The 22,010-nt window shown below is 67.2% G+C and carries 24 protein-coding genes; 23 read left to right on the forward strand and 1 reads right to left on the reverse strand.

Annotated elements, in window-relative coordinates:
• The first annotated feature begins 37 nt into the window (after positions 1-37).
• The gene (locus IBX22_RS24615; RefSeq protein ID WP_194818077.1) at positions 38-895 is read left to right on the forward strand and encodes a phosphatase PAP2 family protein; all 858 of its coding nucleotides are present in this window, start codon (positions 38-40) and stop codon (positions 893-895) included.
• On the opposite strand, the gene IBX22_RS24620 is transcribed toward IBX22_RS24615, so the two are convergent.
• On the reverse strand, positions 828-2,327 hold the full coding sequence (locus IBX22_RS24620; RefSeq protein ID WP_194818078.1) for a PucR family transcriptional regulator: 1,500 nt from the start codon (positions 2,325-2,327) through the stop codon (positions 828-830). The two genes, IBX22_RS24615 and IBX22_RS24620, sit on opposite strands and share 68 nt — an antisense overlap.
• A 134-nt stretch (positions 2,328-2,461) precedes the next feature.
• On the opposite strand from IBX22_RS24620, the gene IBX22_RS24625 reads away from it, so the two are divergent.
• The 22 genes from IBX22_RS24625 to IBX22_RS24730 all read left to right on the forward strand — a co-directional run bounded on the left by IBX22_RS24625 (position 2,462) and on the right by IBX22_RS24730 (position 21,932).
• A complete protein-coding gene (locus tag IBX22_RS24625; protein WP_194818079.1) occupies positions 2,462-2,662 on the forward strand; it encodes a hypothetical protein in 201 nt (66 codons plus the stop codon).
• Positions 2,663-2,735: 73 nt separating this feature from the next.
• Complete coding sequence (locus IBX22_RS24630; protein ID WP_194818080.1) at positions 2,736-4,082, forward strand: 8-oxoguanine deaminase; 1,347 nt, start codon at positions 2,736-2,738, stop codon at positions 4,080-4,082.
• Positions 4,079-4,345, forward strand: a complete 267-nt coding sequence (locus IBX22_RS24635) for a hypothetical protein (protein ID WP_194818081.1) — start codon at positions 4,079-4,081, stop codon at positions 4,343-4,345. The genes IBX22_RS24630 and IBX22_RS24635 overlap by 4 nt, the downstream gene beginning before the upstream one ends.
• 130 nt (positions 4,346-4,475) lie before the next feature.
• Positions 4,476-5,909, forward strand: coding sequence for an NCS2 family permease (locus IBX22_RS24640; protein WP_228539559.1), 1,434 nt, complete (start codon positions 4,476-4,478; stop codon positions 5,907-5,909).
• A 108-nt stretch (positions 5,910-6,017) separates the two neighbouring features.
• Positions 6,018-6,263, forward strand: a complete 246-nt coding sequence (locus IBX22_RS24645) for a thiamine-binding protein (protein ID WP_194818083.1) — start codon at positions 6,018-6,020, stop codon at positions 6,261-6,263.
• Complete coding sequence (locus IBX22_RS24650) at positions 6,256-6,690, forward strand: helix-turn-helix domain-containing protein (protein ID WP_194818084.1); 435 nt, start codon at positions 6,256-6,258, stop codon at positions 6,688-6,690. The genes IBX22_RS24645 and IBX22_RS24650 overlap by 8 nt, the downstream gene beginning before the upstream one ends.
• Before the next feature lie 119 nt (positions 6,691-6,809).
• Positions 6,810-7,325 carry a 2-oxo-4-hydroxy-4-carboxy-5-ureidoimidazoline decarboxylase gene (uraD, locus tag IBX22_RS24655; protein WP_194818085.1) on the forward strand — a complete coding sequence of 172 codons (516 nt, stop codon included), beginning with the start codon at positions 6,810-6,812 and terminating at the stop codon, positions 7,323-7,325.
• Complete coding sequence (gene uraH / locus IBX22_RS24660) at positions 7,322-7,660, forward strand: hydroxyisourate hydrolase (protein WP_194818086.1); 339 nt, start codon at positions 7,322-7,324, stop codon at positions 7,658-7,660. The genes uraD and uraH overlap by 4 nt, the downstream gene beginning before the upstream one ends.
• 8 nt (positions 7,661-7,668) lie before the next feature.
• Positions 7,669-8,577: a factor-independent urate hydroxylase gene (pucL, locus tag IBX22_RS24665; RefSeq protein ID WP_194818087.1), complete on the forward strand. Its 909-nt coding sequence runs from the start codon at positions 7,669-7,671 to the stop codon at positions 8,575-8,577.
• Positions 8,578-8,596: 19 nt separating this feature from the next.
• A complete protein-coding gene (locus IBX22_RS24670) occupies positions 8,597-10,018 on the forward strand; it encodes a nucleobase:cation symporter-2 family protein (protein ID WP_194818088.1) in 1,422 nt (473 codons plus the stop codon).
• A gap of 33 nt (positions 10,019-10,051) precedes the next feature.
• Complete coding sequence (locus IBX22_RS24675) at positions 10,052-10,429, forward strand: gamma-glutamylcyclotransferase (RefSeq protein ID WP_194818089.1); 378 nt, start codon at positions 10,052-10,054, stop codon at positions 10,427-10,429.
• A 2-nt stretch (positions 10,430-10,431) separates the two neighbouring features.
• Positions 10,432-11,205 (forward strand): TIM barrel protein, encoded by a 774-nt coding sequence (locus tag IBX22_RS24680; protein ID WP_309234777.1) that lies wholly within the window; start codon positions 10,432-10,434, stop codon positions 11,203-11,205.
• 11 nt (positions 11,206-11,216) lie between these two features.
• A complete protein-coding gene (locus tag IBX22_RS24685) occupies positions 11,217-12,092 on the forward strand; it encodes an NAD(P)-dependent oxidoreductase (RefSeq protein ID WP_194818867.1) in 876 nt (291 codons plus the stop codon).
• Positions 12,093-12,179: 87 nt separating this feature from the next.
• Positions 12,180-13,982, forward strand: coding sequence for a glyoxylate carboligase (gene gcl / locus IBX22_RS24690; protein WP_194818090.1), 1,803 nt, complete (start codon positions 12,180-12,182; stop codon positions 13,980-13,982).
• A 44-nt stretch (positions 13,983-14,026) separates the two neighbouring features.
• The gene (locus tag IBX22_RS24695; RefSeq protein WP_194818091.1) at positions 14,027-15,172 is read left to right on the forward strand and encodes a glycerate kinase; all 1,146 of its coding nucleotides are present in this window, start codon (positions 14,027-14,029) and stop codon (positions 15,170-15,172) included.
• Complete coding sequence (locus IBX22_RS24700) at positions 15,165-15,413, forward strand: hypothetical protein (protein WP_194818092.1); 249 nt, start codon at positions 15,165-15,167, stop codon at positions 15,411-15,413. The genes IBX22_RS24695 and IBX22_RS24700 overlap by 8 nt, the downstream gene beginning before the upstream one ends.
• The gene (gene allB / locus IBX22_RS24705) at positions 15,406-16,701 is read left to right on the forward strand and encodes an allantoinase AllB (RefSeq protein WP_194818093.1); all 1,296 of its coding nucleotides are present in this window, start codon (positions 15,406-15,408) and stop codon (positions 16,699-16,701) included. The genes IBX22_RS24700 and allB overlap by 8 nt, the downstream gene beginning before the upstream one ends.
• 10 nt (positions 16,702-16,711) lie before the next feature.
• Entirely contained in the window at positions 16,712-17,731 is a 1,020-nt protein-coding gene (alc, locus tag IBX22_RS24710; RefSeq protein WP_194818094.1) for an allantoicase, read from the forward strand.
• 166 nt (positions 17,732-17,897) lie between these two features.
• A complete protein-coding gene (locus IBX22_RS24715) occupies positions 17,898-18,368 on the forward strand; it encodes a MarR family transcriptional regulator (protein WP_309234778.1) in 471 nt (156 codons plus the stop codon).
• The gene (locus IBX22_RS24720) at positions 18,365-18,787 is read left to right on the forward strand and encodes an organic hydroperoxide resistance protein (RefSeq protein WP_194818095.1); all 423 of its coding nucleotides are present in this window, start codon (positions 18,365-18,367) and stop codon (positions 18,785-18,787) included. The genes IBX22_RS24715 and IBX22_RS24720 overlap by 4 nt, the downstream gene beginning before the upstream one ends.
• Before the next feature lie 3 nt (positions 18,788-18,790).
• The gene (locus tag IBX22_RS24725) at positions 18,791-19,768 is read left to right on the forward strand and encodes a zinc-binding dehydrogenase (RefSeq protein WP_194818096.1); all 978 of its coding nucleotides are present in this window, start codon (positions 18,791-18,793) and stop codon (positions 19,766-19,768) included.
• A gap of 232 nt (positions 19,769-20,000) precedes the next feature.
• A complete protein-coding gene (locus IBX22_RS24730) occupies positions 20,001-21,932 on the forward strand; it encodes an MFS transporter (RefSeq protein ID WP_194818097.1) in 1,932 nt (643 codons plus the stop codon).
• Positions 21,933-22,010 lie beyond the last annotated feature (78 nt).

Here is a 22,010-nt window from a genome sequence, read left to right on the forward strand (position 1 = left end):
CATTGGTCGTGAAGTACCGACCAGACCAATGCGTCGGATGGTATCGACCGCCGCGCCGACCTTCCCGGCCACTATCGCCGCGAATTCGGTTTGGGGAGTACGGATCTGGCTGGCGCTGATCCTCGGCGTCGCGGCTGCGTTGGTGTATTTCGTGACCGCGCGGACCGCGGCGGGGCAGGTCTGGGATCAGCAGGTCTTCCTGTTTGCCCGCAGCGAGCTTTCGGTTCTCTCCGTGCCGGGATGGGCACGGATACCGTGGGTTTCGAGTCCGGTGTTGTGGATCGGTGTCGCCACGCTGGTGACAGTGTTCGGCGTTGTTAGTGGATTGCGTTGGCGGACACTGGTTTATCTTGCGTTCCCGCCTGCGGCCATCCTGCTCGCTCGAGTGCTGCGCCTGGTCGTGCTCGACCGCCCGGAATTGGCGGATGCCGCCGGGTGGGCAGCCGCGAACGCGGCACCCAGTGGCCACACGACGGCTGCTGCGGCGAGCGCGGTTGTTCTGACCATGGCGGCACCGCGGCTGGTGCGCCCGTGGGTGGCCGTCGCGATGGCCGGCTGGGTGACCTTGATCGGCGTTCAGTTGGTGGTCGCGGGCTGGCATCGACCGGGTGATGTGTTGCTGGCGATCCTGCTGGTCGGCGCCTTGTCGGCGGCTCTACCGGCACCGCGAATCGCGCATGGCGCACTGCCTCTCGCGATCACCGCGGTCGCGGGTATTGCCGGAGGTTTGGTCGCGACCTGGGCAACCATCGGCAGCGACGGGTTCGGCCCTAAGACAACGCAGGCGTTCGTGCTGATCGCTGTGTGCGCCGGGCTGGTCGTTTCGTTCAGCGCAACGCCAGCGCCAGGAAGAAGTCGACTCGATCCTCGAGCCGCGACAGGTCGCGGCCGGTGAGCTCCTCGATCCGCTGAATCCGGTACCGCAGCGTATTGACGTGCACATGCAGCAGTTCGGCGGACTTTGTCCACGATCCCGAGGACTGCAGGAACGTCTCCAGCGTGTGCACCAGATCCGCGCGATTGTCCTGGTCGTAGCTGCTCAACGGGTCGAGCAAGCGCGTCCGGAACATCCGGCGCACCTCGTCGGGCACGCTGGCGAGCAGCAGCATGTGTGTAGCGAGCTGATCGTGCCCGACGACGCTCGCCGATTGTTCGGCGCGACCCGCCATGCGACGGGCGTAGCGCGCTTCTTCGACCGCACCGCGCAGGCCTTCACCGTCGACCACGCCGCTCACGCCGACCGACAGCCGGCTCTCACCCAGCGCCGGCGCCAATTCACTGACGGCCAACTGGATTTCGTCGAGAACCGAGCTGCGCGCCGGGATCAACGCGATCGCCTCGCCGTCGACCACACCGGCGGCAGGCCTTCGGCCGTAAAGGATTTCGCGCAACAGGACCCGTAATTCGCCGGGCCGCAAGGTGTCACCCGCGGAGGCCGCGGCGACCGCGATGTAGGTCTCGCCGGGCCCGAGCCCGGTCAGCTCCAGCCGCGAAATGATCTCCGCCGGTTTGGCATCGGAGACAATGAGCTCGATCAGTTCCTGCGCGAGCCGCCCTTCGGCGCTCTGCCGATCGTCCTGGCGGGCCCGCTCCAGCGACACGACGGCGGCGAGCTCGCCCGGCAGCGCCCGGCGCTCCTCGGACCATTCGGTGCAGTCGCCCTCGAACACCAGGAACCAGTCCGCGACCCGCGACGTACTGTGCTGGTCGACAGCGAAAATTGAATAGGGAGAACCGTTCTCACGCAGCACCAGGGGAAGCCGGCGGGCCCGGAGAAACTCCGCGGTCACCCCTTCGGGCGGCGTCACCGATCCGGCTACAACGCGCCCGGTGGAGGACATCACCCAGCAGCTCATCCCGAGATCGCGCTCGATCAGATCCAGCACCGATCCGAGACCGCTGCCCGCGACGAGCTGGCGGTGCCGATCGAGCACCGCGCTCAGGTCGGCGGCGCGGCCGGTGGACAGGTTGCGGGTGATCTGCTCGGTCACCGTCGCGAACGCGACGTTCTCCTGCACCCGGAACAGCGGGATGCGGTGCCGGCGGCAGGCCTCGACGATGTCCTCGGGCACGCCGCCGTAGCGGGCGTCACCGGCGGCCAGGCCCGCGACTCCGGCCCGGGCCAGCGCGCTGACGAAGGTCTCGCTGTCGGCGGGGCTGTCGCGCCACTGCAGCCCGGAGAGCACGAGCTCGCCGCCGGAGAGGTAGCGGCTGGGATCGAGCAGGTCGGTGGTTACCACCCAGCGCACGAAGCGGTCCAGGTCTTCCTCCCCGGTGAGGAGGTCCAGACCTAGCGCCGTCATGGTCAGCAGGGAACGTAATCGCACAGTTTCATACGCTAACAGCGGTCCGGGTACCTACCGCATTTGGAGATACGTACAAACCTTGCGGTGTGAACTGGGCCACAGTTCAGATTTCTCGTTCCTACCTGTTCATCTTCCGGCCAGCTGTACTTACGGACATGGATTTCTCCCGACTCGTGAGCCGGGCCGAGGCGCTCGGGTTCGAGGCCGCCCGGCTCGGGGCACGCACCGTTCCGGGCGACGTCGCCGGCGTGGCCGAGCCCGATGTCGACGAGAGCTGTCCCCGTGCGATCAGCAGCCTCGCGCTACTGTCTAGCAACGCGGAGATCAACTTCGACGCAGACCGGACGGCAGCCTGATGCGGGTGAGCTCCCACGGCTCGTTGAATGATCTGGTGGCACGCAATCCGCAATCCACCGAGAAGGCAGCGGCATGAAGACCGTCATCGAGAACGCGTACATCGCCCCGGTCACCGGGCCGGAGATCCCCTCCGGATATCTGGTCGCCGAGAACGGCCGGATCACCGCGCTGGGCCCCGGCCCGGCCCCCCGGATCGAAGGCGCCGAACGCATCAACGGCACCGGCTGCCTGGTCACCCCGGGCTTGGTCAACACCCACCACCACCTGTACCAGTGGGCCAGCCAGGGCCTGTTCCAGGACGCGACCCTGTTCGAATGGCTGACCGGGCTCTACCGGCTCTGGGCGCGCATGGACGCCGACATCGTCTACGGCGCCGCCTCGGCGGGCCTGGGCTGGCTCGCGCTGACCGGCTGCACGACCAGCTCCGATCACCACTACATCTTCCCGAAGGGCCGCGGCGACCTGTTCGACGCCGAGGTCCGCGCCGCCCGGGAACTGGGCATCCGCTTCCACCCGTGCCGCGGTTCGATGGACCGCGGGCAGTCCGACGGCGGCCTGCCGCCGGATGAGGTGGTGGAGAGCCGCGACGAAATCCTCGCCCACACTGCCGAGGTCATCGACAAGTACCACGATCCGTCCTTCGATTCGATGCTGCGGGTCGCGGTCGCGCCGTGCTCGCCGTTCTCGGTGAGCGCCGAGCTGATGACCGAATCCGCCACGCTGGCCCGCAGCAAGGGCGTGCGCCTGCACACCCACCTCGCCGAAACCCTGGACGAGGAAGAGCACTGCCAAGAGCAGATGGGCTGCACGCCGGTCGAATACATGGGCAAGCTGGGCTGGCTCGGCGACGACGTATGGTTCGCCCACGCGGTGCACCTGCACGACGCCGACATCCGCCGCTTCGCCGAAACCGGCACCGGTTCCGCGCACTGCCCGACCTCGAACGCCCGCCTGGGCGCGGGCATCGCCCGCGTCACCGACCTGATCGCCGCGGGCGCGCCCGTCGGTCTCGGCGTCGACGGCGCGGCCTCGAGCGAATTGACTTCCCTGGCAGGCGAAATGCGCCAGGCCCTGCTGTTCCAGCGCGCCGTGCGCGGCCCGAAGGCGTTTACCGCCCGCCAGGCCCTGGAGCTCGGCACCCTGGGCGGCGCCCGAAACCTGGGCCGCCAGAACGAGATCGGATCCCTGGAGGTCGGCAAGCTCGCCGACATCGCCATCTGGCGCGTCGACGGCTTCCGCTCCGCGGTCGAAGATCCGGTGTGCGCCTTGGTTTTCGGCCCCACTCCACCGTTGGCTCGGCTCATCGTCGGCGGGCACACCGTCGTCGAGAACGACGAGTTGCGCACCGTCGCCCACGATGCCACCGGCCGGGCCGGCGCCGACGCCCGCAAACGCCTGCTGCAGGAGGGAACTCGATGACGACCGAGGTATTCGCGGCACCCGCCGATGTCCTGATTGAGGGGGCCATCGGCGCAGCTCGCGAATACCAGCACTCCATCCCGGCAGTTCTCGATAGGTCGCTACAGCGGCCGGAGATTCGGGAAACCCACGGCGAGCCACCCATGCTCTCCGCCACCCCCGCGGGCGTTGCCGCCATCCGTGACGCGCGCCGCCCGCGGGGGACCACCGTGCACATCAACCGTGTGCCGGAACCACCGGAAGACATCTTCCGGAGCTGTTGATCAACGGGAGCGCCGCATCTTTCGCAACGAGGCGGCGGCGCTCCACAACCGCATAACCGACACCGTGTGGCCGGAATACCATCCCGGACCGCGAGTCGGCGCCCTGAGGAGGGCAAGCCCAATGACGCAGATGCAGACCAAGCCCGTCGCCGACGAGCCGCCGGTACCCAGAAAAGCCTGGCACGACCGGTTTTTCAAACTGACCGAGCGCAAGACCACCGTGTCCCGGGAGGTCCGTGGTGGTATCACCACCTTCGTCGCGATGGCCTATGTCATCCTGCTGATCCCGCTGATTCTCGGCGGCGTCACGGATATGAACGGTGACAAGCTCTCCATCGCGCAGCTCACCACCGCCACCGCGTTCTCCGCCGGCTTGAGCACTGTGCTCATGGGGCTGGTCGGCAATGTGCCGCTGGCGCTGGCCGCGGGACTGGGGCTGGTCCCGGTGGTCGCCTTCCAGGCGGCGCCGCATATGACCTGGCCGCAGGCCATGGGCTTGGTCATCCTGATGGGCGTGGTCATCGTGATCATGGCCGCGACCGGCCTGCGCACGATGATCATCAACGCCATTCCGGCGGCGTTGAAGCACGCCATCGGCGTCGGTATCGGCATGTTCATCGCGCTGATCGGGCTGGTCTCGGCCGGCGTGGTGGGCCACGGTGAGGCCACCGGTCCGCCGGTGACGCTGGGTGCGGGTGGTCATCTGAGTGGCTGGCCGGTGGTGGTTTTCGCGGTCGGCCTGGTGATCATGCTCGCGCTGTTCATCCGTAAGGTGCCCGGCGCCCTGCTGATCAGCATCGCGATCGCCACCGTGGTAGCGATCATCATCAACGCCAACGCCACCATCGATCCCAAGTCCTGGGGTCCGGTGGTGCCGGAGACGCCCGAAAAGCTGTTCGCCGCACCCGATTTCGGTCTGATGTTCAGCGTCGACCTGATCGGCGGCTTCGCCTCGGCCGGTGCGCTGACCGCCTCGATCGTGCTGTTCACCCTGGTGCTGACCGGGTTCTTCGACGCCATGGGCACCATCTTCGGTGTCTGCGACGAGGCCGAGCTGCTCGACGAGAACGGCACCATGCCCGGTCTCGGCAAGGTGCTGACCGTCGACGGTGTCGGCCAGATCATCGGCGGCGCGGCCGGCGGTGCGGGTGCGACGGTGTACGTCGAGTCGGCGACGGGTGTCGGTGAGGGTTCCCGTACCGGCCTGACCAGCGTGGTGACCGGCGGCCTGTTCATCGCCGCGATCTTCTTCACCCCGATCGCCGCGGTTGTCCCGATCCAGGCGGCGGCCCCGGCCCTGGTGCTGGTCGGCGCGCTGATGATGACCCAGGCGCGCAAGATCGACTGGAGCGATCTGGAGGTCGCGATCCCGGCCTTCGTGACCATCGCGCTGATGCCGTTCACCTACTCCATCACCAACGGTGTGGGTGCGGGCCTGATCGCCTACGTCGTGATCAAGGCGGCACGCGGGAAGTTCAAGGAAGTGCACTGGCTGCTGTATGTGACCAGCGCGGTCTTCGTCGCGTACTTCAGTATCAACGCCATCGAGCTGGCCTTCGCCTAGTTCTCCGCGCGGCCCCGCGGCACAGCCCAAAGGCTGTGCCGCGGGGCCTTGCTGGGTTGACAGCCATGTTTTGTATTTCTCTCCGAGAGCGCAGGTAGCCTGATGCCCATGTGGCTGCGTGCTGAGTTCACCACCGAGCCGTTCCATGGCGAAGGCGATCCACCGCCGCATGCCGCCGAGACCCTCGCCGTGCTCGAAGCCGCCGGTCTCGATTGCGATTTCGGCCCGCTGGGCACCTCGGTGTCCGGCCCGAGCGAGAAGTTGCTGGACCTGCTGCGCGATGTCCTCGCGACCGGCTTCGCCCACGGTGCGACCCGGGTGACCTTGCAGGTGGAGCGGGATGGCGATGACTGACACACACCTCGACCCCACGCACCCGGTGCTGGTGACGATCACACCGCTGCTGGACCGGGTCGGTGGTCGTCTCGTGCCGCCCGGCGACTGCGGTCCCGATGACGTTCCCCTGGTGTGGGAAGGCGCCACGCTGGCGGCTGTGCGCATCGTCGGCAAAGGACACAGCTCCGAGCGGGAAGACAGCGCCGCGGCTGCCGCGGCCACCGACCCCACCACCGAGGGCGGTCTGGCTCGTCTGCTCGACGCTGTGGCGACCGAACTGGGTAGTTCCCTCACCGACCTCAAGCGGGCCGACAAACAGCGTGCGGTGCGTTTGCTGGAAGAGCGCGGGGCGTTCAGCTACCGCAAATCGGCGGAGACTGTCGCCGAAGCGCTCGGCGTCACCCGTTTCACTGTGTACAACTATCTGAACCGCACCCGGTCCTGAGCCCGCCACTTGGGCTTTCACCCCAACTTTCAACAAATTGTTGATTTCCGAGTGAGACCTGTGCCACTCTTCTCGAAGTAAGCGGATGTGACCTCCGCTACACGAGAAAGGCCAGGCAATTGGGGACTACGGCAGCGTTCGATTCGACCGCTAGCGAACAACTTCGGCCGGTACTACTGGCTTGCTGCGACGTTCCGGCATGGGCCGACGCCGTCCTGGCGGGCCGGCCGTACGCCGATCTGGACAGCCTCTTGGCGGCGGCCGACAGCGCCGCTCGCACCTTCACCGCCGAGGACGTCGACCGAGCCCTCGCCGCTCACCCCCGGATCGGGGAGCGGGCCAACGGCAGCACCGTCGACGCCAAGTGGTCGCGTGGCGAGCAGGCCGGCGTCAGCCAGGACCTGGCGACCGCCGCGTCCCTGATGGCCGGCAACCAGGCTTACGAGCAGCGGTTCGGGCGGGTCTTCCTGATCTGCGCCACCGGGCTCTCCGCCGAGGAGATTCTGGCCGCCCTGCAGGCCCGCCTCGGCAACGACGACGATACCGAAGCGGCGGTCGTCGCGGAGGAGCTGCGCAAGATCGCGATTCTGCGGCTGCGCAAGGCAATCGATGAGATGGAGGTGGCCACGGCGTGAGTGCAATTACGACGCACGTGCTCGACACGGCCCTCGGTAAGCCCGGCGCGGGTGTGCCGGTCCGGCTGGAATTCGTCAAGGACCGCGAGCCGGTGCTGGTGGCCCAGGCGGTCACCAACGCCGACGGCCGCGTCGGCGAATTCGGCCCCGACGAGCTCGAAACCGGCCAGTACCGCCTGGTTTTCGACATTGCCAGCTACGCCGCCGCCACCGGCCAGGACTGCTTCTTCCCCGAAGCCGTCATCACGTTCGAGCCGAAAGGCCCGGCCGGCAGCCACTTCCACATTCCGCTTCTGCTTAGCCCGTTCGCCTACTCCACCTACCGAGGGAGCTGAATCTCAGCATGGCCATCCAGCTTGGACCCAACCAGTACGGCAAGGCCGAGAGCCGCGTCGTCCGCGTCTACCGCGACACCGCTCGCCACCAGATCCGTGATCTGAACGTATCTTCCGCTCTCCGTGGGCGTTTCGAGGACGCGCACATCACCGGTGATCAGAAGGACGTGCTCCCCACCGACACCCAGAAGAACACCGCCTTCGCCTTCGCCAAGGAGAAGGAGATCGGTGCGATCGAGAACTACGGCCTGACCCTGGCCGATCACTTCATCGCCCGCTGCCCCGGCGCCGACGGCGCCCGCGTGGAGATCGAGGAGTACGCCTGGGATCGCATCAACGTCGACGGCATCGGCCACGATCACTCGTTCGTGCGCAGCGGCGCCGGCGTGCGTACCGTCCACGTGAATGTCGACGGTGTGGGCCCGGATCGGCGCGCGCACGTGGTCTCCGGCATCAAGGACCTGGTGCTGTTGAAGACCACCGGCTCGGAGTTCCACGGGTACTTCAAGGACAAGTACACGACCCTGCAGCCGACCAACGACCGCATCATGGCCACCTCGCTGGTCGCCAAGTGGCGCTACGACAACGCCGAGGTTCCGGACTGGGACAAGTCCTTCGACTCGATCCGCTCGATCCTGCTGCGCCAGTTCGCCGCCGTGCACTCCTACGCGCTGCAGCAGACCCTGTACAGCATGGGTCGCGCGGTGCTCGAGCAGCACCGTGAGGTCGCCGAGATCAAGTTCTCCGCGCCGAACAAGCACCACTTCCTGGTCGACCTGAGCCCGTTCTCGCTGGAGAACCCGAACGAGGTCTTCATCGCCGCCGATCGCCCGTACGGCCTGATCGAGGCCTCGGTGGTTCGTGACGACGCCAGCGACGCCGGTTCCGCCTGGCACGCCGTGCCCGGATTTTGCTGATCGCGGAGAGGCGACACCCATGTTCAACCGCCGTAGCACCCCGCCCGCCGGGGCTGCTTCAACCGCCACGGTCCGGCCGGAAGATACGAAATATCCACCGCTGCAACTGATTGCGTATGGTTTGCAGCACATCCTGACGATGTACGGCGGTGTCATCGCGCCACCGCTGATCATCGGCGGGGCGGCCGGACTGTCGGCCACCGACATGGCCTTGCTGGTGACCGCGGGACTGTTCGTCTCGGGTCTGGCCACCATGCTGCAGACCTTGGGCCTGGGGCCGTTCGGCTCCAGACTGCCGATCGTGCAAGGCATTTCGTTCGTCAGTGTGTCGACGATCGTGTCGATCGCCAATGACGGCGGGCTGCGGCCGGTGTTCGGCGCGATCATCGTCGCCGGTGTCATCGGATTGATCGCCTCTTCGTTCTTCGCACACCTGGTGCGGCTGTTCCCGGCGGTGGTGACCGGCACGATCATCACGGTGATCGGGTTGTCGCTGATGCCGGTGGCGTTCCGGTGGGCGATGGGTGGCAATGCGAAAGCCACCGATTACGGCTCCATGGCCAATATCGGGTACGCCGGTTTGACGCTGCTGATCATCTTGGTGATCAGCCGGCTTTTCCAAGGCGCGATTTCCCGGTTGTCCATTCTGATCGGCCTCGTCATCGGAACACTCGTGGCGGTCGGCACGGGCAAAGCCGATTTCTCCGGAGTCGGCGATGCCAAATTGGTCGCCTTGCCCTCGGTGCTGCATTTCGGTACGCCGACTTTCGAAATCGGCGCGATCGTCGCCATGACCATCGTGATCCTGGTGATCATGACCGAGGCCACCGCCGACATTCTCGCCATCGGTGAGATCTTGCCGACCAAGGTCGACAAGAAGCGGCTGGCGGACGGCCTGCGCGCCGATATGGCGTCGAGCGCGGTGGCGCCCCTGGTGGGCTCCTTCCCGTGCAGCGCGTTCGCGCAGAATGTCGGACTGGTCGCGCTGACCGGCATCAAGAGCCGCTACGTGGTCGCGGTCGGTGGCGCGATTCTCGCGCTGCTCGGGCTGCTGCCGGTGGTGGGCGCGGTGGTCGCCGGGATTCCTTATCCGGTGCTCGGCGGCGCGGCGATCGTGCTCTTCGGCTCGGTGGCCGCCAGCGGTATCCGCACGCTGTCGCGGGTGGATTACGAAGACAACCTGAACATGGTCATCGTCGCGGTCAGTGTCGCGATCGGCGTGATTCCGATTGCGGCGCCGGACTTCTGGCACGCGTTCCCGAAGGGGATCGCCGTGGTCCTGGAATCCGGGATCAGTGCGACAGCGGTGGTGGCGATCGTGCTGAACGTGGTGTTCAACGAGATTCGCGCCGGCAAGCGCGAGGGTGTGTCGGTGTTCGCCGCCGCACAGGACCAGCGCGAGGAACTCGGCGATCGGCTCGACGACGATATCCGAAAGTAATTTCTAAATACCAACCCTGAGAAGGGCATTGAAATGCCTCTGATTTTCCTGAACGGCTCCGCTATGCGCGGAGGACCCCTGAATTACCTGCTCGACGGTGCACCGTTCGCCGGTGAAGCCGAAACCGCGCCGCGTTACCGCTTTTATTCGGTGGGCGACCGGTTCCCGGGCCTCGCGCCTGTCGCCGATGGCGGCGCGCCGATCGCCGGTGAATTGTTCGATATCTCCCTGGACGTATTGCGGGAGAAGCTGCTTCCGGCCGAACCGCCGGAACTGGAGCTCGGCGTGATCGAGCTGCAGGACAACCGCTCGGTGCTGTCCATGGTGATGCGCAAGCCGCCGACCTCCTACCCGGAGCTGAAGGACATCACCGAGATCGGCAGCTGGAAGAAATACAAGAAAGGAGCTTGATCGTGCCAAAATTCGATGTCAATTGCTCGATTCTCTTCACTGATTTGCCACTGCTCGAGCGTCCGGCCGCTGCCAAGGCGGCGGGCTTCGACGGTGTCGAATTCTGGTGGCCCTTCGGCACCGATCCGACGCCGGGCGACAAGGAGATCGACGCGTTCGTCTCGGCGATCGCCGACGCCGGCGTCCAGCTGGTCGGGTTGAACTTCATCGACCTGATCCCGGCCGGCCGCGGCCTGGTCTCGGTGCCCAGCGCGGTCACCACCTTCCGCGACAACATCGAGGTCGCCGTCGGTATCGCCGAGCGCACCGGCTGCAAGGCGCTGAACGCGCTGTACGGCAACCGGATCGAGGGCGAGGACCCGGCCAAGCAGGACGAGCTTGCGCTGGAGAACCTGCGCCTGGCCGCCCAGGCCGCGTCCCGGATCGGCGCCACGGTGCTGCTGGAAGCGCTGAATGCGCCGGAGTCCCCGGACTATCCGGTGGTTTCGGCCGAGCACGCGATCCGCATCATCGATGCTGCCGGTGAACCGAACATCAAGTTCCTGTGCGACCTCTACCACCTGTCGCGCATGGGTGAAGACCTGCACCAGGTGATCAACACCTACGCCGATCGCATCGGCCACGTGCAGATCGCCGACAGCCCCGGCCGCGGCCGTCCCGGCACCGGTGATCTCGACTTCACCGCACTCTTCAACAGCCTCGAGTCCGTCGGCTACGACGGCTGGATCGGCTTGGAATACAAAGACGCAGACCTGGATTGGAGCTGGACGCTGTGAGCACTAAAAACGTGAGCAAGATCGGATTCGTCGGACTGGGCATCATGGGTGGACCGATGGCGGGCCACCTGGTCGCCGCGGGCCACGAGGTCACCGGCTTCGACTTCAGCACCGCCGCGCTGGACAAGCTGAAGGCCGCGGGCGGCAATGTCGCCTCCGGTGCAGCAGAAGCCGTGCGCGACAAGGACATCGTGATCACGATGCTGCCGCAGGACGAGCACGTGGAGTCGGTGTTCGCCGACGTGCTCGAGCACGCCAACCCCGGCACCCTCTACATCGACTTCTCCACCATCACCCCGAAGACCTCGCGGTGGACCGCCACCGAGGGTGCCAAGAAGAACCTGCGGGTTCTGGACGCTCCCGTCAGCGGCGGCGAGCCCGGCGCGGTCAACGCGGCGCTGTCGATCATGGTCGGCGGTAGCGAAGAGGACTTCGCCGCGGCCAAGCCGATCTTCGAGGCGGTCGGCAAGACCTTCGAGCTCGTCGGCCCGAACGGCGCCGGCCAGGTCGTCAAGGCCGCCAACCAGCTGATCGTCGGCGGCACGTATGCCCTTGTCGCCGAGGCGATCCTGCTGATGGAGAACCTGGGCGCGGACGCGGGCAAGGGCCTGGACGTGCTGGCCGGTGGTCTCGCGGGCAGCAAGATCCTCGAGCTCAAGCGCAAGACCATGCTGGAGCGCTCGTTCGTCCCCGGTTTCCGGATCGACCTGCACCACAAGGACATGGGCATCATCCTGGCCGCCGCCCGCGACGCCGAGGTGGCGATCCCGATGGGCGCGCTCACCGCGCAGCTCATCGCCGCGGCCCGCGCCATGGGCTACGGCAACCTGGACCACTCCGGTCTGCTGCTGGTTGCCGAGGCGTTGTCGAAGCGAGACAACGCGTGAGTACTGCTGTCGCACATGAAGAGTGCGTGACCCATGTGCCCGAAGGCTGGGTACTGATCGATGTGACCGATGAGGCGGAGAACTGATATGGCACGGATGCGTACCGTCGACGCGGCGGTCCTGATCCTGGAAAAGGAAGGCGTGACACAGGCTTTCGGCCTGCCCGGCGCCGCGATCAACCCGTTCTACAGCGCCATGCGCGCCCACGGCGGACTCAAGCACGTACTGGCCCGCCACGTCGAGGCCGCCTCGCACATGGCCGAGGGTTACACCCGCGCCAAGGCCGGCAACATCGGTATCTGCATCGGCACCTCCGGCCCGGCCGGCACCGACATGATCACCGGATTGTATTCGGCCAGTGCGGATTCCATTCCGATCCTGTGCATCACCGGTCAGGCGCCGGTGGCGAAACTACACAAGGAGGACTTCCAGGCCGTCGACATCGCCTCGATCGCCAAGCCGGTCTGCAAGTGGGCCGTCACGGTGCTGGAGCCCGCGCAGGTGCCCGGCACCTTCCAGAAGGCCCTGCACCTGATGCGTGAGGGTCGTCCGGGTCCGGTGCTGATCGACCTGCCGATCGATGTGCAGCTCGCCGAAATCGAGTTCGACATCGACACCTACGAGCCGCTCGTGGTGCACAAGCCCGCCGCCAGCCGCGCCCAGGCCGAGAAGGTCCTGGACATGCTGGCTCAGGCCGAGCGCCCGCTGATCGTCGCCGGTGGCGGCATCGTGAACGCCGACGCGGCCGAGCTGCTCGTCGAATTCGCCGAGCTGACCGGGATTCCGGTGGTGCCGACGCTGATGGGCTGGGGCACCATCGCCGACGATCACCCGCTGCACGCGGGCATGGTCGGCCTGCAGACCTCGCACCGGTACGGCAACGCCACCATGCTGGAGGCCGATTTCGTTCTCGGCATCGGCAACCGGTGGGCCAACCGGCACACCGGCGGCGTCGAAACCTACACCAAGGACCGCACTTTCGTGCACGTCGACATCGAGCCGACGCAGATCGGCCGGGTCTTCGCGCCCGACTTCGGCATCACCTCCGATGCCGGCGCCGCGCTCCAGGTGTTCCTCGAGGTGGCGCGTGAGCGCAAGGCCGCGGAGACGCTGCCGAGCCGCGCGGACTGGGCCAAGCAGTGCAAGCACCGCAAGAACGAAGGGCTGCGCAAGACGCACTTCGACTCGGTGCCGATCAAGCCGCAGCGCGTGTACGAGGAGATGAACAAGGCGTTCGGACCCGACGTCCGCTACGTCAGCACCATCGGCCTCTCGCAGATCCAGGCGGCGCAGCTGCTGCACGTCTACCACCCGCGGCATTGGATCAACGCCGGTCAGGCCGGGCCGCTGGGCTGGACGCTGCCCGCCGCGCTCGGTGTCGCCACCGCCGATCCGGAGGCGACCGTGGTCGCGCTCTCCGGTGACTACGACTTCCAGTTCCTGATCGAGGAATTGGCCGTCGGCGCGCAGTTCGGGATCCCGTACATCCACGTCGTGGTGAACAACTCCTACCTGGGGTTGATCCGGCAGGCGCAGCGCAACTTCTCCATGGACTACTACGTCCAGCTCGACTTCGACAACATCAACAGCCCCGAAATCGGCGGCTACGGTGTGGACCACGTCAAGGTCGTGGAAGGCCTGGGCTGCAAGGCGATTCGGGTCACCGAACCGGACAAGCTCGAGTCGGCGATGGAAGACGCCAAGGCGTTGATGGCGAAGCACCGGGTGCCGGTGGTCGTCGAAGTCATCCTCGAGCGCGTGACCAACGTGTCGATGGGCCTCGAGATCGACAACATCATGGAGTTCGAGGAACTCGCCCAGTCGCTGGAGGACGCGCCCACCGCGACCGCCCACCAGCCGGAGCCCGAGGCTGTCGGGGGCGCCAGGTGATCACGCCTCGGCGAGCGCCACGGCCCCGGTGGCGGGAAGGATATGTGGTCATCGCGCCCGATAAGTTCAAGGGCTCGCTGACCGCACCCCAGGTGGCCGAACATCTGGCTGCCGGCCTGCGCCGGGTCCGTCCCGATGTCCCCATGGTGACCGTTCCGGTCGCCGACGGGGGCGACGGCACGGTCGACGCGGTGGTGGCCTCGGGTTTCGCCCGGTTCCGCACCAGCGTCACCGGGCCGATCGGTGATCAGGTCGTCGCGTCGTTCGCTATGCGCGACCAGACGGCCGTGATCGAGCTCGCCGAGGCCTCAGGCGTCCGCAAGATGCCACACCCGCCGACCTCGTCGACGTCGCGAACCGTGTCGAGCACCGGCACCGGCGAGCTGATCAGGGCCGCCGCGCAACGCGGTGCCCGGCGAATCCTGTTGGGGCTCGGCGGAAGTGCGTGCACCGACGGCGGCGCGGGCATGATGTCCGCGCTCGGTGTGAAGTTCCTCGACGAGCGCGGCGAACAGCTGGCGCCGGGCGGCGCGGCACTGCGCCGTCTGGCCCGCATCGACGCCAGTGAAATGGTGCGGGTGCCGCTGGTGACGGTGGCCTCCGACGTGGACAACCCGCTGCTCGGTGAGCGCGGGGCGGCCAACGTGTACGCCCGGCAGAAGGGCGCCAAGCAGTTCGACGTCGAGGATCTCGAGCGGGGTCTGGCCCGGCTGGCGTTGATCGTGAAGCGCGATCTCGGCATCGATGTGGCCGAGCGCCCCGGCGCGGGAGCGGCCGGCGGGGTCGGGTTCGCCGCGATGGCGTTCCTCAACGCGCAGGCGCGTCCGGGGATCGACATGATCCTGGACCAGCTCGGTTTCTCCGGGCAGGTCGACGGAGCGCGGCTGGTCATCACCGGCGAAGGCTCCCTCGATCAGCAGACGCTGCACGGGAAGGCGCCTGTCGGCGTCGCGCGGATCGCCAAAGCCGCCGGTGTGCCGGTGATCGCCGTCTCCGGGCGGCGCTCGATCACCGCCGAGCAGCTGCGGCGGGTCGATATCGAACAGGCCTACGCGCTGACCGATATCGAGCCGAACCCGGCCGCGTGCATGTTGCACGCCGGGCCGCTGCTCGAGCACCTGGCGGCCAAGGTAGCCGGAAAGTGGCTGGTGGACAACAACCTTCGCAAGGTGGCTGGTGGACATGGGTAGTTCCGGGAATTCGGTGGGTCTGGCCTCGGGTTTGGTGGGCGTCGCCGCTGGTTCGGTAGGCGCCGCCGCGGGCCTGGGGGCCGTTGCGGGTTCGGTAGGCGCCGTTGCCGGTTTGGTGGGTGTCGTCGCGGGTTTCGTGGGCGTCGCCTCCGGGTCGGTCGGAAGCTGGCGGCGGTTGCCCGCCGTCATCCCGGCAGATGCCGAGCCGTTTCGTGGGCAAGGAGTGAGCAGGCATGTATGACTTGGTGATCCGGTCGCGCCGCGTGGTCCTGCCGGAGGGGATTCGTCCCGCATCGATCGCGGTGCGGGACGGGCGAATTGCAGCCATCGACCACTACGCCACCGATCTGGCGGCGACCACCACCACCGATCTGGCGGATCTGGTCCTGCTGCCCGGTCTGGTCGACTCGCACGTGCACGTCAACGAACCCGGTCGCACCGACTGGGAAGGGTTCGCCACCGCGACGAAAGCGGCTGCGGCGGGCGGTGTTACGACGATCGTCGACATGCCGCTGAACTCGTTGCCGCCGACCGTCGACGTGCCCGCGCTGGCGGCGAAGCGCGCGGCGGCGGCCGGGCAGTGTCAGGTGGACGTGGCGTTCTGGGGCGGCGCGATTCCGGGGAACCTGAAATCGCTGCGGCCACTGCATGAATCGGGTGTGTTCGGGTTCAAGTGCTTCTTGTCCCCGTCCGGCGTGGACGAGTTCCCGCCGCTGTCGCTGCCCGAGATCGAAGAGGTGATGACCGAGCTCGTCGCGTTCGACGGGCTGCTGATCGTGCACGCCGAGGATCCGGGTCAGCTGGGTGAGCCGGTTGACGGATCGTATGACGCCTTCCTGGAATCACGGCCGGGAGCGGCGGAAAGCGCTGCGGTGCAAGCGATCATCGCACTCGCCGAGAAGACCGGCGCCCGCACGCACATCCTGCACGTGTCGGCGGCGGACTGTCTGGCACCGCTGGCCGCGGCGCAGGCCCGGGGTGTGCGGATCACCGCCGAGACCTGCCCGCACTATCTGACCCTGGCGGCCGCCGAGGCGCACACCACCGCGTTCAAATGCTGTCCGCCGATTCGGGATTCGGCGAACCAGGACGCGCTGTGGCAGGGTCTGGCCGACGGTGTGCTGTGCTGCGTGGTCTCCGACCACTCGCCGTGCCCGCCCGCCATGAAGGAGGGCGACTTCGCCAGCGCCTGGGGCGGGGTCTCCTCGCTGCAGATCGGCCTGCCCGCGGTCTGGACCGCCGCGCGCACCCGGGGTTTCGGCCTCGAGGACGTCATCCGCTGGATGGCCGAAGCGCCCGCCGACCTGGTCGGACTGGAGAACAAGGGCCGGATCGCGGTCGGCTGCGATGCCGATCTGGTCGCCTTCGATCCGGACGCGGCGTTCACCGTCGAGCCGGCCGCGTTGCAGCACAAGAACCCGATCACGGCATACAAGGGGCGCGAGCTGTCGGGCGTCGTCCAGTCGACCTGGCTGCGCGGCGCGGTCGTGGGGGACCGCGCTGCCGGCCGCTTCATCGAAAATAGCTGAGGGAGAAGACATGTCAGACTTCACCGCACTACCGGACCTGGCGCTGCGCAGCAATCTCGGCAGCGTGATCGCGGCCAGCGACGAGTCCTTCGAGGAGCGCGAGAACCTCATCAACCCGTGGGCCCCGAAGTTCTCCCCGGAGACTTTCGGGCCCAAGGGCCAGGAGTACGACGGCTGGGAGACCCGCAGGCACCGCGGCCCCGGCGACGACTGGGCCATCGTGCGGCTCGGTATGCCCGGTGTGGTCCGCGGCGTCGTCATCGACACCGCGTGGTTCAAGGGCAACTACCCGCCGTTCGCCTCGATCGAGGCCTGCCGCGTCTCGGGCTACCCGTCGGTGGCGGAGCTGGAGTCGGCCGACTGGGTGGAGATCCTGCCGCGCAGCCCGCTGACCGGCGACGCCGTGCACGAGTTCCCGGTCTCCGACGACCGCGTGTTCACCCATGTCCGGCTCACCATCTACCCCGACGGCGGCGTGGCCCGGCTGCGCGTGCACGGCGAAGTGGTGCCCGACCCGGCGCTGCTCACCGGCCTGACCGTCGACCTGGCCGCACTCGCCAACGGCGCTCGCGGCCTGGGTTGCTCGGACATGTTCTACTCCGCGCCCGACAACATGATCAGCCCCGGACTGGCCCGTAACCAGGCCGAAGGCTGGGAGACCAAGCGTCGCCGCGACAGCGGAAACGACTGGGCGACAATCCAGCTGGCCGCCCAGGGCGTGCCGCAGCTGCTCGAGCTCGACACCACCAACCTGCTGTTCAACGCGCCGGGCGAGGCACGGCTGCTCGGTATCGACCACCAGGGCGACGAGCCGCTGCCGGCCGCCGACGACGCGGCCTGGTTCGAGCTGCTGCCCCGGACCAGGTTGCAGCCCGACACCCCGCACCGGTTCCGGTTGCACAACGACCGTGCGGCCACGCACGTGCGCCTCGATATCTACCCCGATGGTGGTCTCGCCCGCCTGCGGCTCTTCGGCTCGCTGACCGCCGCGGCCGAGGAGCAGCTCAACACTCGTTGGGGCACCGCGTAATTCGCTGATCCGGTGTCGCACCGTATTTCTCCGTCGTCCCGGCGCACGCCGGGATCCAGTACTACGTCTTTGGGCACCGGCGTGCCCCGGGGCGACGGAAACGGTGTGACGCGGGACACCAGCAGTTCGGTTGTGCACAACTTAATTGCGGACTACCGTTCAGAACGTGACCGACCATCTTCGTCTCGACGAGCAGCTGTGCTTCCCGCTGTACGCGGCGTCGCGGGCGATGACGGCGGTCTACCGGTCCAAGCTGGACAAGCTCGGGCTGACCTACCCGCAATACCTGGTGATGCTGGCGCTGTGGGAACGCGATGGCCGCTCCGTCGGTGAGCTCTGCACGGCGCTGTCGCTCGATTCCGGCACGCTGTCGCCGCTGCTCAAGCGGCTGCAAACGACGGGATTCGTGGAGCGTCACCGCAGCACCGCCGACGAGCGGCGGGTCGAGATCCGGCTCACCGGCGCCGGTCGCGAACTGCGGGCCCAGGCCCGCGACATACCGAACGAAATGGCCGATGCCGTCGGCCTGTCCCTGGACGAACTCGCCGCCCTGCGGGACACCTTGCGGCACATGACCGAGACGCTGTCCGCACAACCGCGGGCCGCGCACCCTCGAAGCGAAAGAGAGCACTCATGAACACCCTCTACACCGCCGAAGCCCTCGCCACCGGCGACGGCCGCAACGGCCACGCCCGCACCACCGACGGCAAGGTCGATGTCGACCTGACCTCGCCCAAGGAGCTCGGTGGCAGCGGCGAGGGCACCAACCCCGAGCAGCTGTTCGCCGCCGGCTACGCCGCCTGCTTCCACGGCGCGCTGCGCCTGGTCGGCAAGAACGACGGCGTCAACGTCGACGACTCCGCGGTCGGCACCAAGGTCAGCCTGGGCAAGAACGACGCGGGCGGCTTCCAGCTGGCCGTCGTCATCGAGGTGACGCTGCCGAACCTGTCCCGCGACGAGGCGCAGGCGCTGGCCGACAAGGCGCACCAGGTCTGCCCGTACTCCAACGCCACTCGCGGCAATATCGACGTCACCGTCACCGTCGCGGAGGACTGAGCCGTGCGCGCGGTGGTGATCGACTCCTTCGGTGAACCGAAGGACGTGCTGACCGCGGGGGAGCGGCCGATGCCCGAGCCGGGCGAAGGCCAGGTGCGGATCGCGTTGATCCTGGCGCCGATCCACAATCACGACCTGGCGACCATTCGTGGCGTGTACGGCTACAAGCCGGCGCTGCCCGCGATCCCGGGCACCGAGGCCGTCGGCCGGATCGATGCTCTCGGTCCGGGCGTGAGTGGCCTGGAAGTCGGTCAGCGCGTGAGCGTTTCGGGCATCCACGAGGCCTGGGCCGAGTTCTTCCTGGCCAAAGCCACTCAGGTGGTGCCGCTGCCGGATTCGATTCCGGACGAGACCGCGGCCCAGCTGATGGCCATGCCGCTGAGCTCGCTCATGCTGCTGGAAGACCTGAATGTGGCGGCGGGCGAATGGATTACGATCAACGCCGCCAACGGCGCGGTTGGCCGGTTGCTCAATGTCCTTGCCCGCCAACGCGGTGTGCACGTGCTGAGCCTGGTGCGCAGCGCGGAATCGGCGAAGGCGCTACAGGATCAGGGCGCGGAGGCGGTCGTCGACACCGGATCCGAGGGCTGGCAGCAGCAGGTTGCCGAGCTGACCGGCGGCGCACCGATCGTGCGCGCGGTCGATCAGGTCGGCGGTAGCGCGGCCAACGATCTGCTCTCGCTGCTCGCACCGAGCGGTGAGCTGATCTCCTTCGGTGCGCTCTCGGGCAAGCCGCTGATCATCGATCCCGGCCCGATCATCTTCAAGCAGGCCGTGATCAAGGGGTTCTGGGGCTCCAAGCGTGCCGAGCAGACCAGCCGCGAGGACATGCGCCGCCTCATCACCGAGCTGGTGACGATGGCGGCGACGGGCGCCCTGACACTGGAGGTCGAAGAGACCTACGCGCTGGATTCGGCCGCCGAAGCCGCCGTCGCCAGTGAAACCCCGGGCCGCAGCGCGAAAATCGCACTGAAGCCCTGACGCCGCTCGTCAACAACTACATACGCCACACACAGCGCAGGCCATCGGCAACGATGGCCTGCGCTGTTTCGTCGTATTCGTTTCGAAAATTGCAGATTCCGATGAGCGGGACGGGGTGTCCGGAAACCGCGTGTGGATCAAGATCGGTCGCTACAGTTTCTGCACCCGGCCGCTCGTTCGCCCATCGCCGTGATTCAGCGCGAGCGGCCGAGGCTAGAAAGGCAATTCGACTATGAGTTCGACGTCGATCCCCGCTTCGCCGACCCTGCTCACCGGGCTCTGGCAGCGCAAACTTCCCAGTTATCCCGATACGCCGGCGCGGTCCTGGTATCTGACCGTCGTGGTCATCACCTCGATCGCGCTGTACTACCAATTGTTTGTCACCGGCGCGGTCGGCAATGAGCTGATCGCCTATTTCGATCTGTCGTTCGCCTATTTCGTCTGGATCTTCATCATCGGCGCCGCGTTCGGCGCGGTCGCCTCACTCGTCGCCGGTCTGCTGGACCGGTGGGGGCGCGCCAATATCGTGGCCTACGGCGTGGTGATCGTTTCCGCGCTGACGCTGTTCGCGGTGCCGGCGACCACGAGCAAAGAGGCCTACCTCGTCGTCTACATCCTGGTGAGCGTGGTCGAGGGTGCGGTGCTGGTGGCCACGCCCGCGTTGATCCGGGATTTCTCCCCGCAGCTCGGCCGCGCCTCGGCCATGGGTTTCTGGACACTCGGGCCCGTGATCGGCGCGCTGGTGACCACCGCGATCTCCACCCGCACGCTCGACGCGCACCCGGACTGGCAGTACCACTACCGGCTCTGCGGTGTGATCTGCCTGGTGATCTCGGTGTTCGCCGTAATCGGACTGCGTGAGCTGAGCCCCGCGCTGCGCGACCAGGTAATGGTGTCGCTGCGCGACAAGGCACTGATCGAGGCACGCGCCCGCGGGCTGAATGTCGAAGAGCTGGAACAAGGTCAGTGGAAGCAGATGCTGAAACTGAATATCGTCGGATCCGCTTTGGGCATCAGCCTTTTCCTGGCTTTCTTCTATACGATCATCTCCTTCCTCGCGGTCTACATGGCCACCAACTTCGGGTTCACCTCGGCGCAGGCCAACGCGCTGGGCAACTGGTATTGGGGCGCCAATGCGATCGCGCTCGTCGCGGCCGGTATCGCCTCGGACTGGTTGAAAGTGCGCAAGCCGTTCATGATTGTCGGCGCGCTCATCTCCATCGTCGGCATGTTCATCCTGATCCAGCACAACGACAATCCGGAAGCCGGGTATTACACCTGGGCCTGGATTTTCGCGTTGATCGCGATCGGCACCGGCATCGCCTACTCCACCTGGATGGCGAGCTTCACCGAAACCGTGGAGGAACGCAATCCCGCCGCCACCGCGGTCGGGCTCGCGGTCTGGGGCGGCACGCTGCGCGGCGTGGTCACGCTGGTGCTGTTCGGTTTGCTGCTCGTGGTGAATGCCGCTGGGCCGCTGGTGAATTACGGCCCGCGGCTGGCCGAGATCCAGGCCAAGCACGGCTCCGAACTCGCCACCATCCAGACCGTCGGCCCGGAAACCCTTGCGGCACTGCAGGCCAACCCCGGCGATCAGGTCGCCCAGCTGACCGCGATGCAGAAGCTGACCGGCGCCACCGCCGCCGAGATCCAGACGGCTATGGCGCTGAACGTGAAGTACCCCCAGGAACTCCAGACGCTCAACGCCATAGAGCCCGACACCCAGGCGGCGCTGGCGGCCAACCCGGCCGACGGCAATGCCGGGCTCGCCGCGGTCGGTCAGGTCGCGCAGAAGTTCAACATCCCGGTGAACGACGCGATCGCCCGGCTCACCGCGACCCAGGCGGTGCCGCGCGATGACCTCACCGTCGCCGCGAAGGTGGCCCCGAAGCTGCAGGACGCGGGCGCGAAGCTGCAGGCGATCAGCACCATTTCCGCCTCGGACCAGGCCTACCTGGCCGAGCGCGGCCCCGAAGTGCAGCAGGCCAAGCATGATTCGGCCGACCAGTGGGGCCGCTGGTGGTGGATCTGCCTGATCGCCCAGGTGCTGTTCATCCCGTTCGTGTTCCTCATGTCCGGCCACTGGAGCCCGAAGAAGGCCGCCGCCGAGGCCGCCGCGCACGACGAGGTGGTGCAGAAGGAGCTGGCCGAAATCTCGAAGTAGCCGAGTGCGGGAGGGTGGCGGCAGTCACCCTCCTGACCATCGGGATATGTCTGGTTATTTGTCCGGTCAACTGGCACC

The organism is Nocardia sp. XZ_19_385, from assembly GCF_015355755.1.
Classification (GTDB): Bacteria; Actinomycetota; Actinomycetes; order Mycobacteriales; family Mycobacteriaceae; genus Nocardia.

Bases quoted from the DNA above. Each gene is read 5' to 3' on its own strand.
- IBX22_RS24615 (WP_194818077.1), top strand. From the start codon at position 38: ATGGTATCGACCGCCGCGCCGACCTTCCCGGCCACTATCGCCGCGAAT.
- IBX22_RS24625 (WP_194818079.1), top strand. From the start codon at position 2,462: ATGGATTTCTCCCGACTCGTGAGCCGGGCCGAGGCGCTCGGGTTCGAG.
- IBX22_RS24630 (WP_194818080.1), top strand. From the start codon at position 2,736: ATGAAGACCGTCATCGAGAACGCGTACATCGCCCCGGTCACCGGGCCG.
- IBX22_RS24635 (WP_194818081.1), top strand. From the start codon at position 4,079: ATGACGACCGAGGTATTCGCGGCACCCGCCGATGTCCTGATTGAGGGG.
- IBX22_RS24640 (WP_228539559.1), top strand. From the start codon at position 4,476: ATGCAGACCAAGCCCGTCGCCGACGAGCCGCCGGTACCCAGAAAAGCC.
- IBX22_RS24645 (WP_194818083.1), top strand. From the start codon at position 6,018: ATGTGGCTGCGTGCTGAGTTCACCACCGAGCCGTTCCATGGCGAAGGC.
- IBX22_RS24650 (WP_194818084.1), top strand. From the start codon at position 6,256: ATGACTGACACACACCTCGACCCCACGCACCCGGTGCTGGTGACGATC.
- pucL (WP_194818087.1), top strand. From the start codon at position 7,669: ATGGCCATCCAGCTTGGACCCAACCAGTACGGCAAGGCCGAGAGCCGC.
- IBX22_RS24670 (WP_194818088.1), top strand. From the start codon at position 8,597: ATGTTCAACCGCCGTAGCACCCCGCCCGCCGGGGCTGCTTCAACCGCC.
- IBX22_RS24675 (WP_194818089.1), top strand. From the start codon at position 10,052: ATGCCTCTGATTTTCCTGAACGGCTCCGCTATGCGCGGAGGACCCCTG.
- gcl (WP_194818090.1), top strand. From the start codon at position 12,180: ATGGCACGGATGCGTACCGTCGACGCGGCGGTCCTGATCCTGGAAAAG.
- IBX22_RS24700 (WP_194818092.1), top strand. From the start codon at position 15,165: ATGGGTAGTTCCGGGAATTCGGTGGGTCTGGCCTCGGGTTTGGTGGGC.
- allB (WP_194818093.1), top strand. From the start codon at position 15,406: ATGTATGACTTGGTGATCCGGTCGCGCCGCGTGGTCCTGCCGGAGGGG.
- alc (WP_194818094.1), top strand. From the start codon at position 16,712: ATGTCAGACTTCACCGCACTACCGGACCTGGCGCTGCGCAGCAATCTC.
- IBX22_RS24720 (WP_194818095.1), top strand. From the start codon at position 18,365: ATGAACACCCTCTACACCGCCGAAGCCCTCGCCACCGGCGACGGCCGC.
- IBX22_RS24730 (WP_194818097.1), top strand. From the start codon at position 20,001: ATGAGTTCGACGTCGATCCCCGCTTCGCCGACCCTGCTCACCGGGCTC.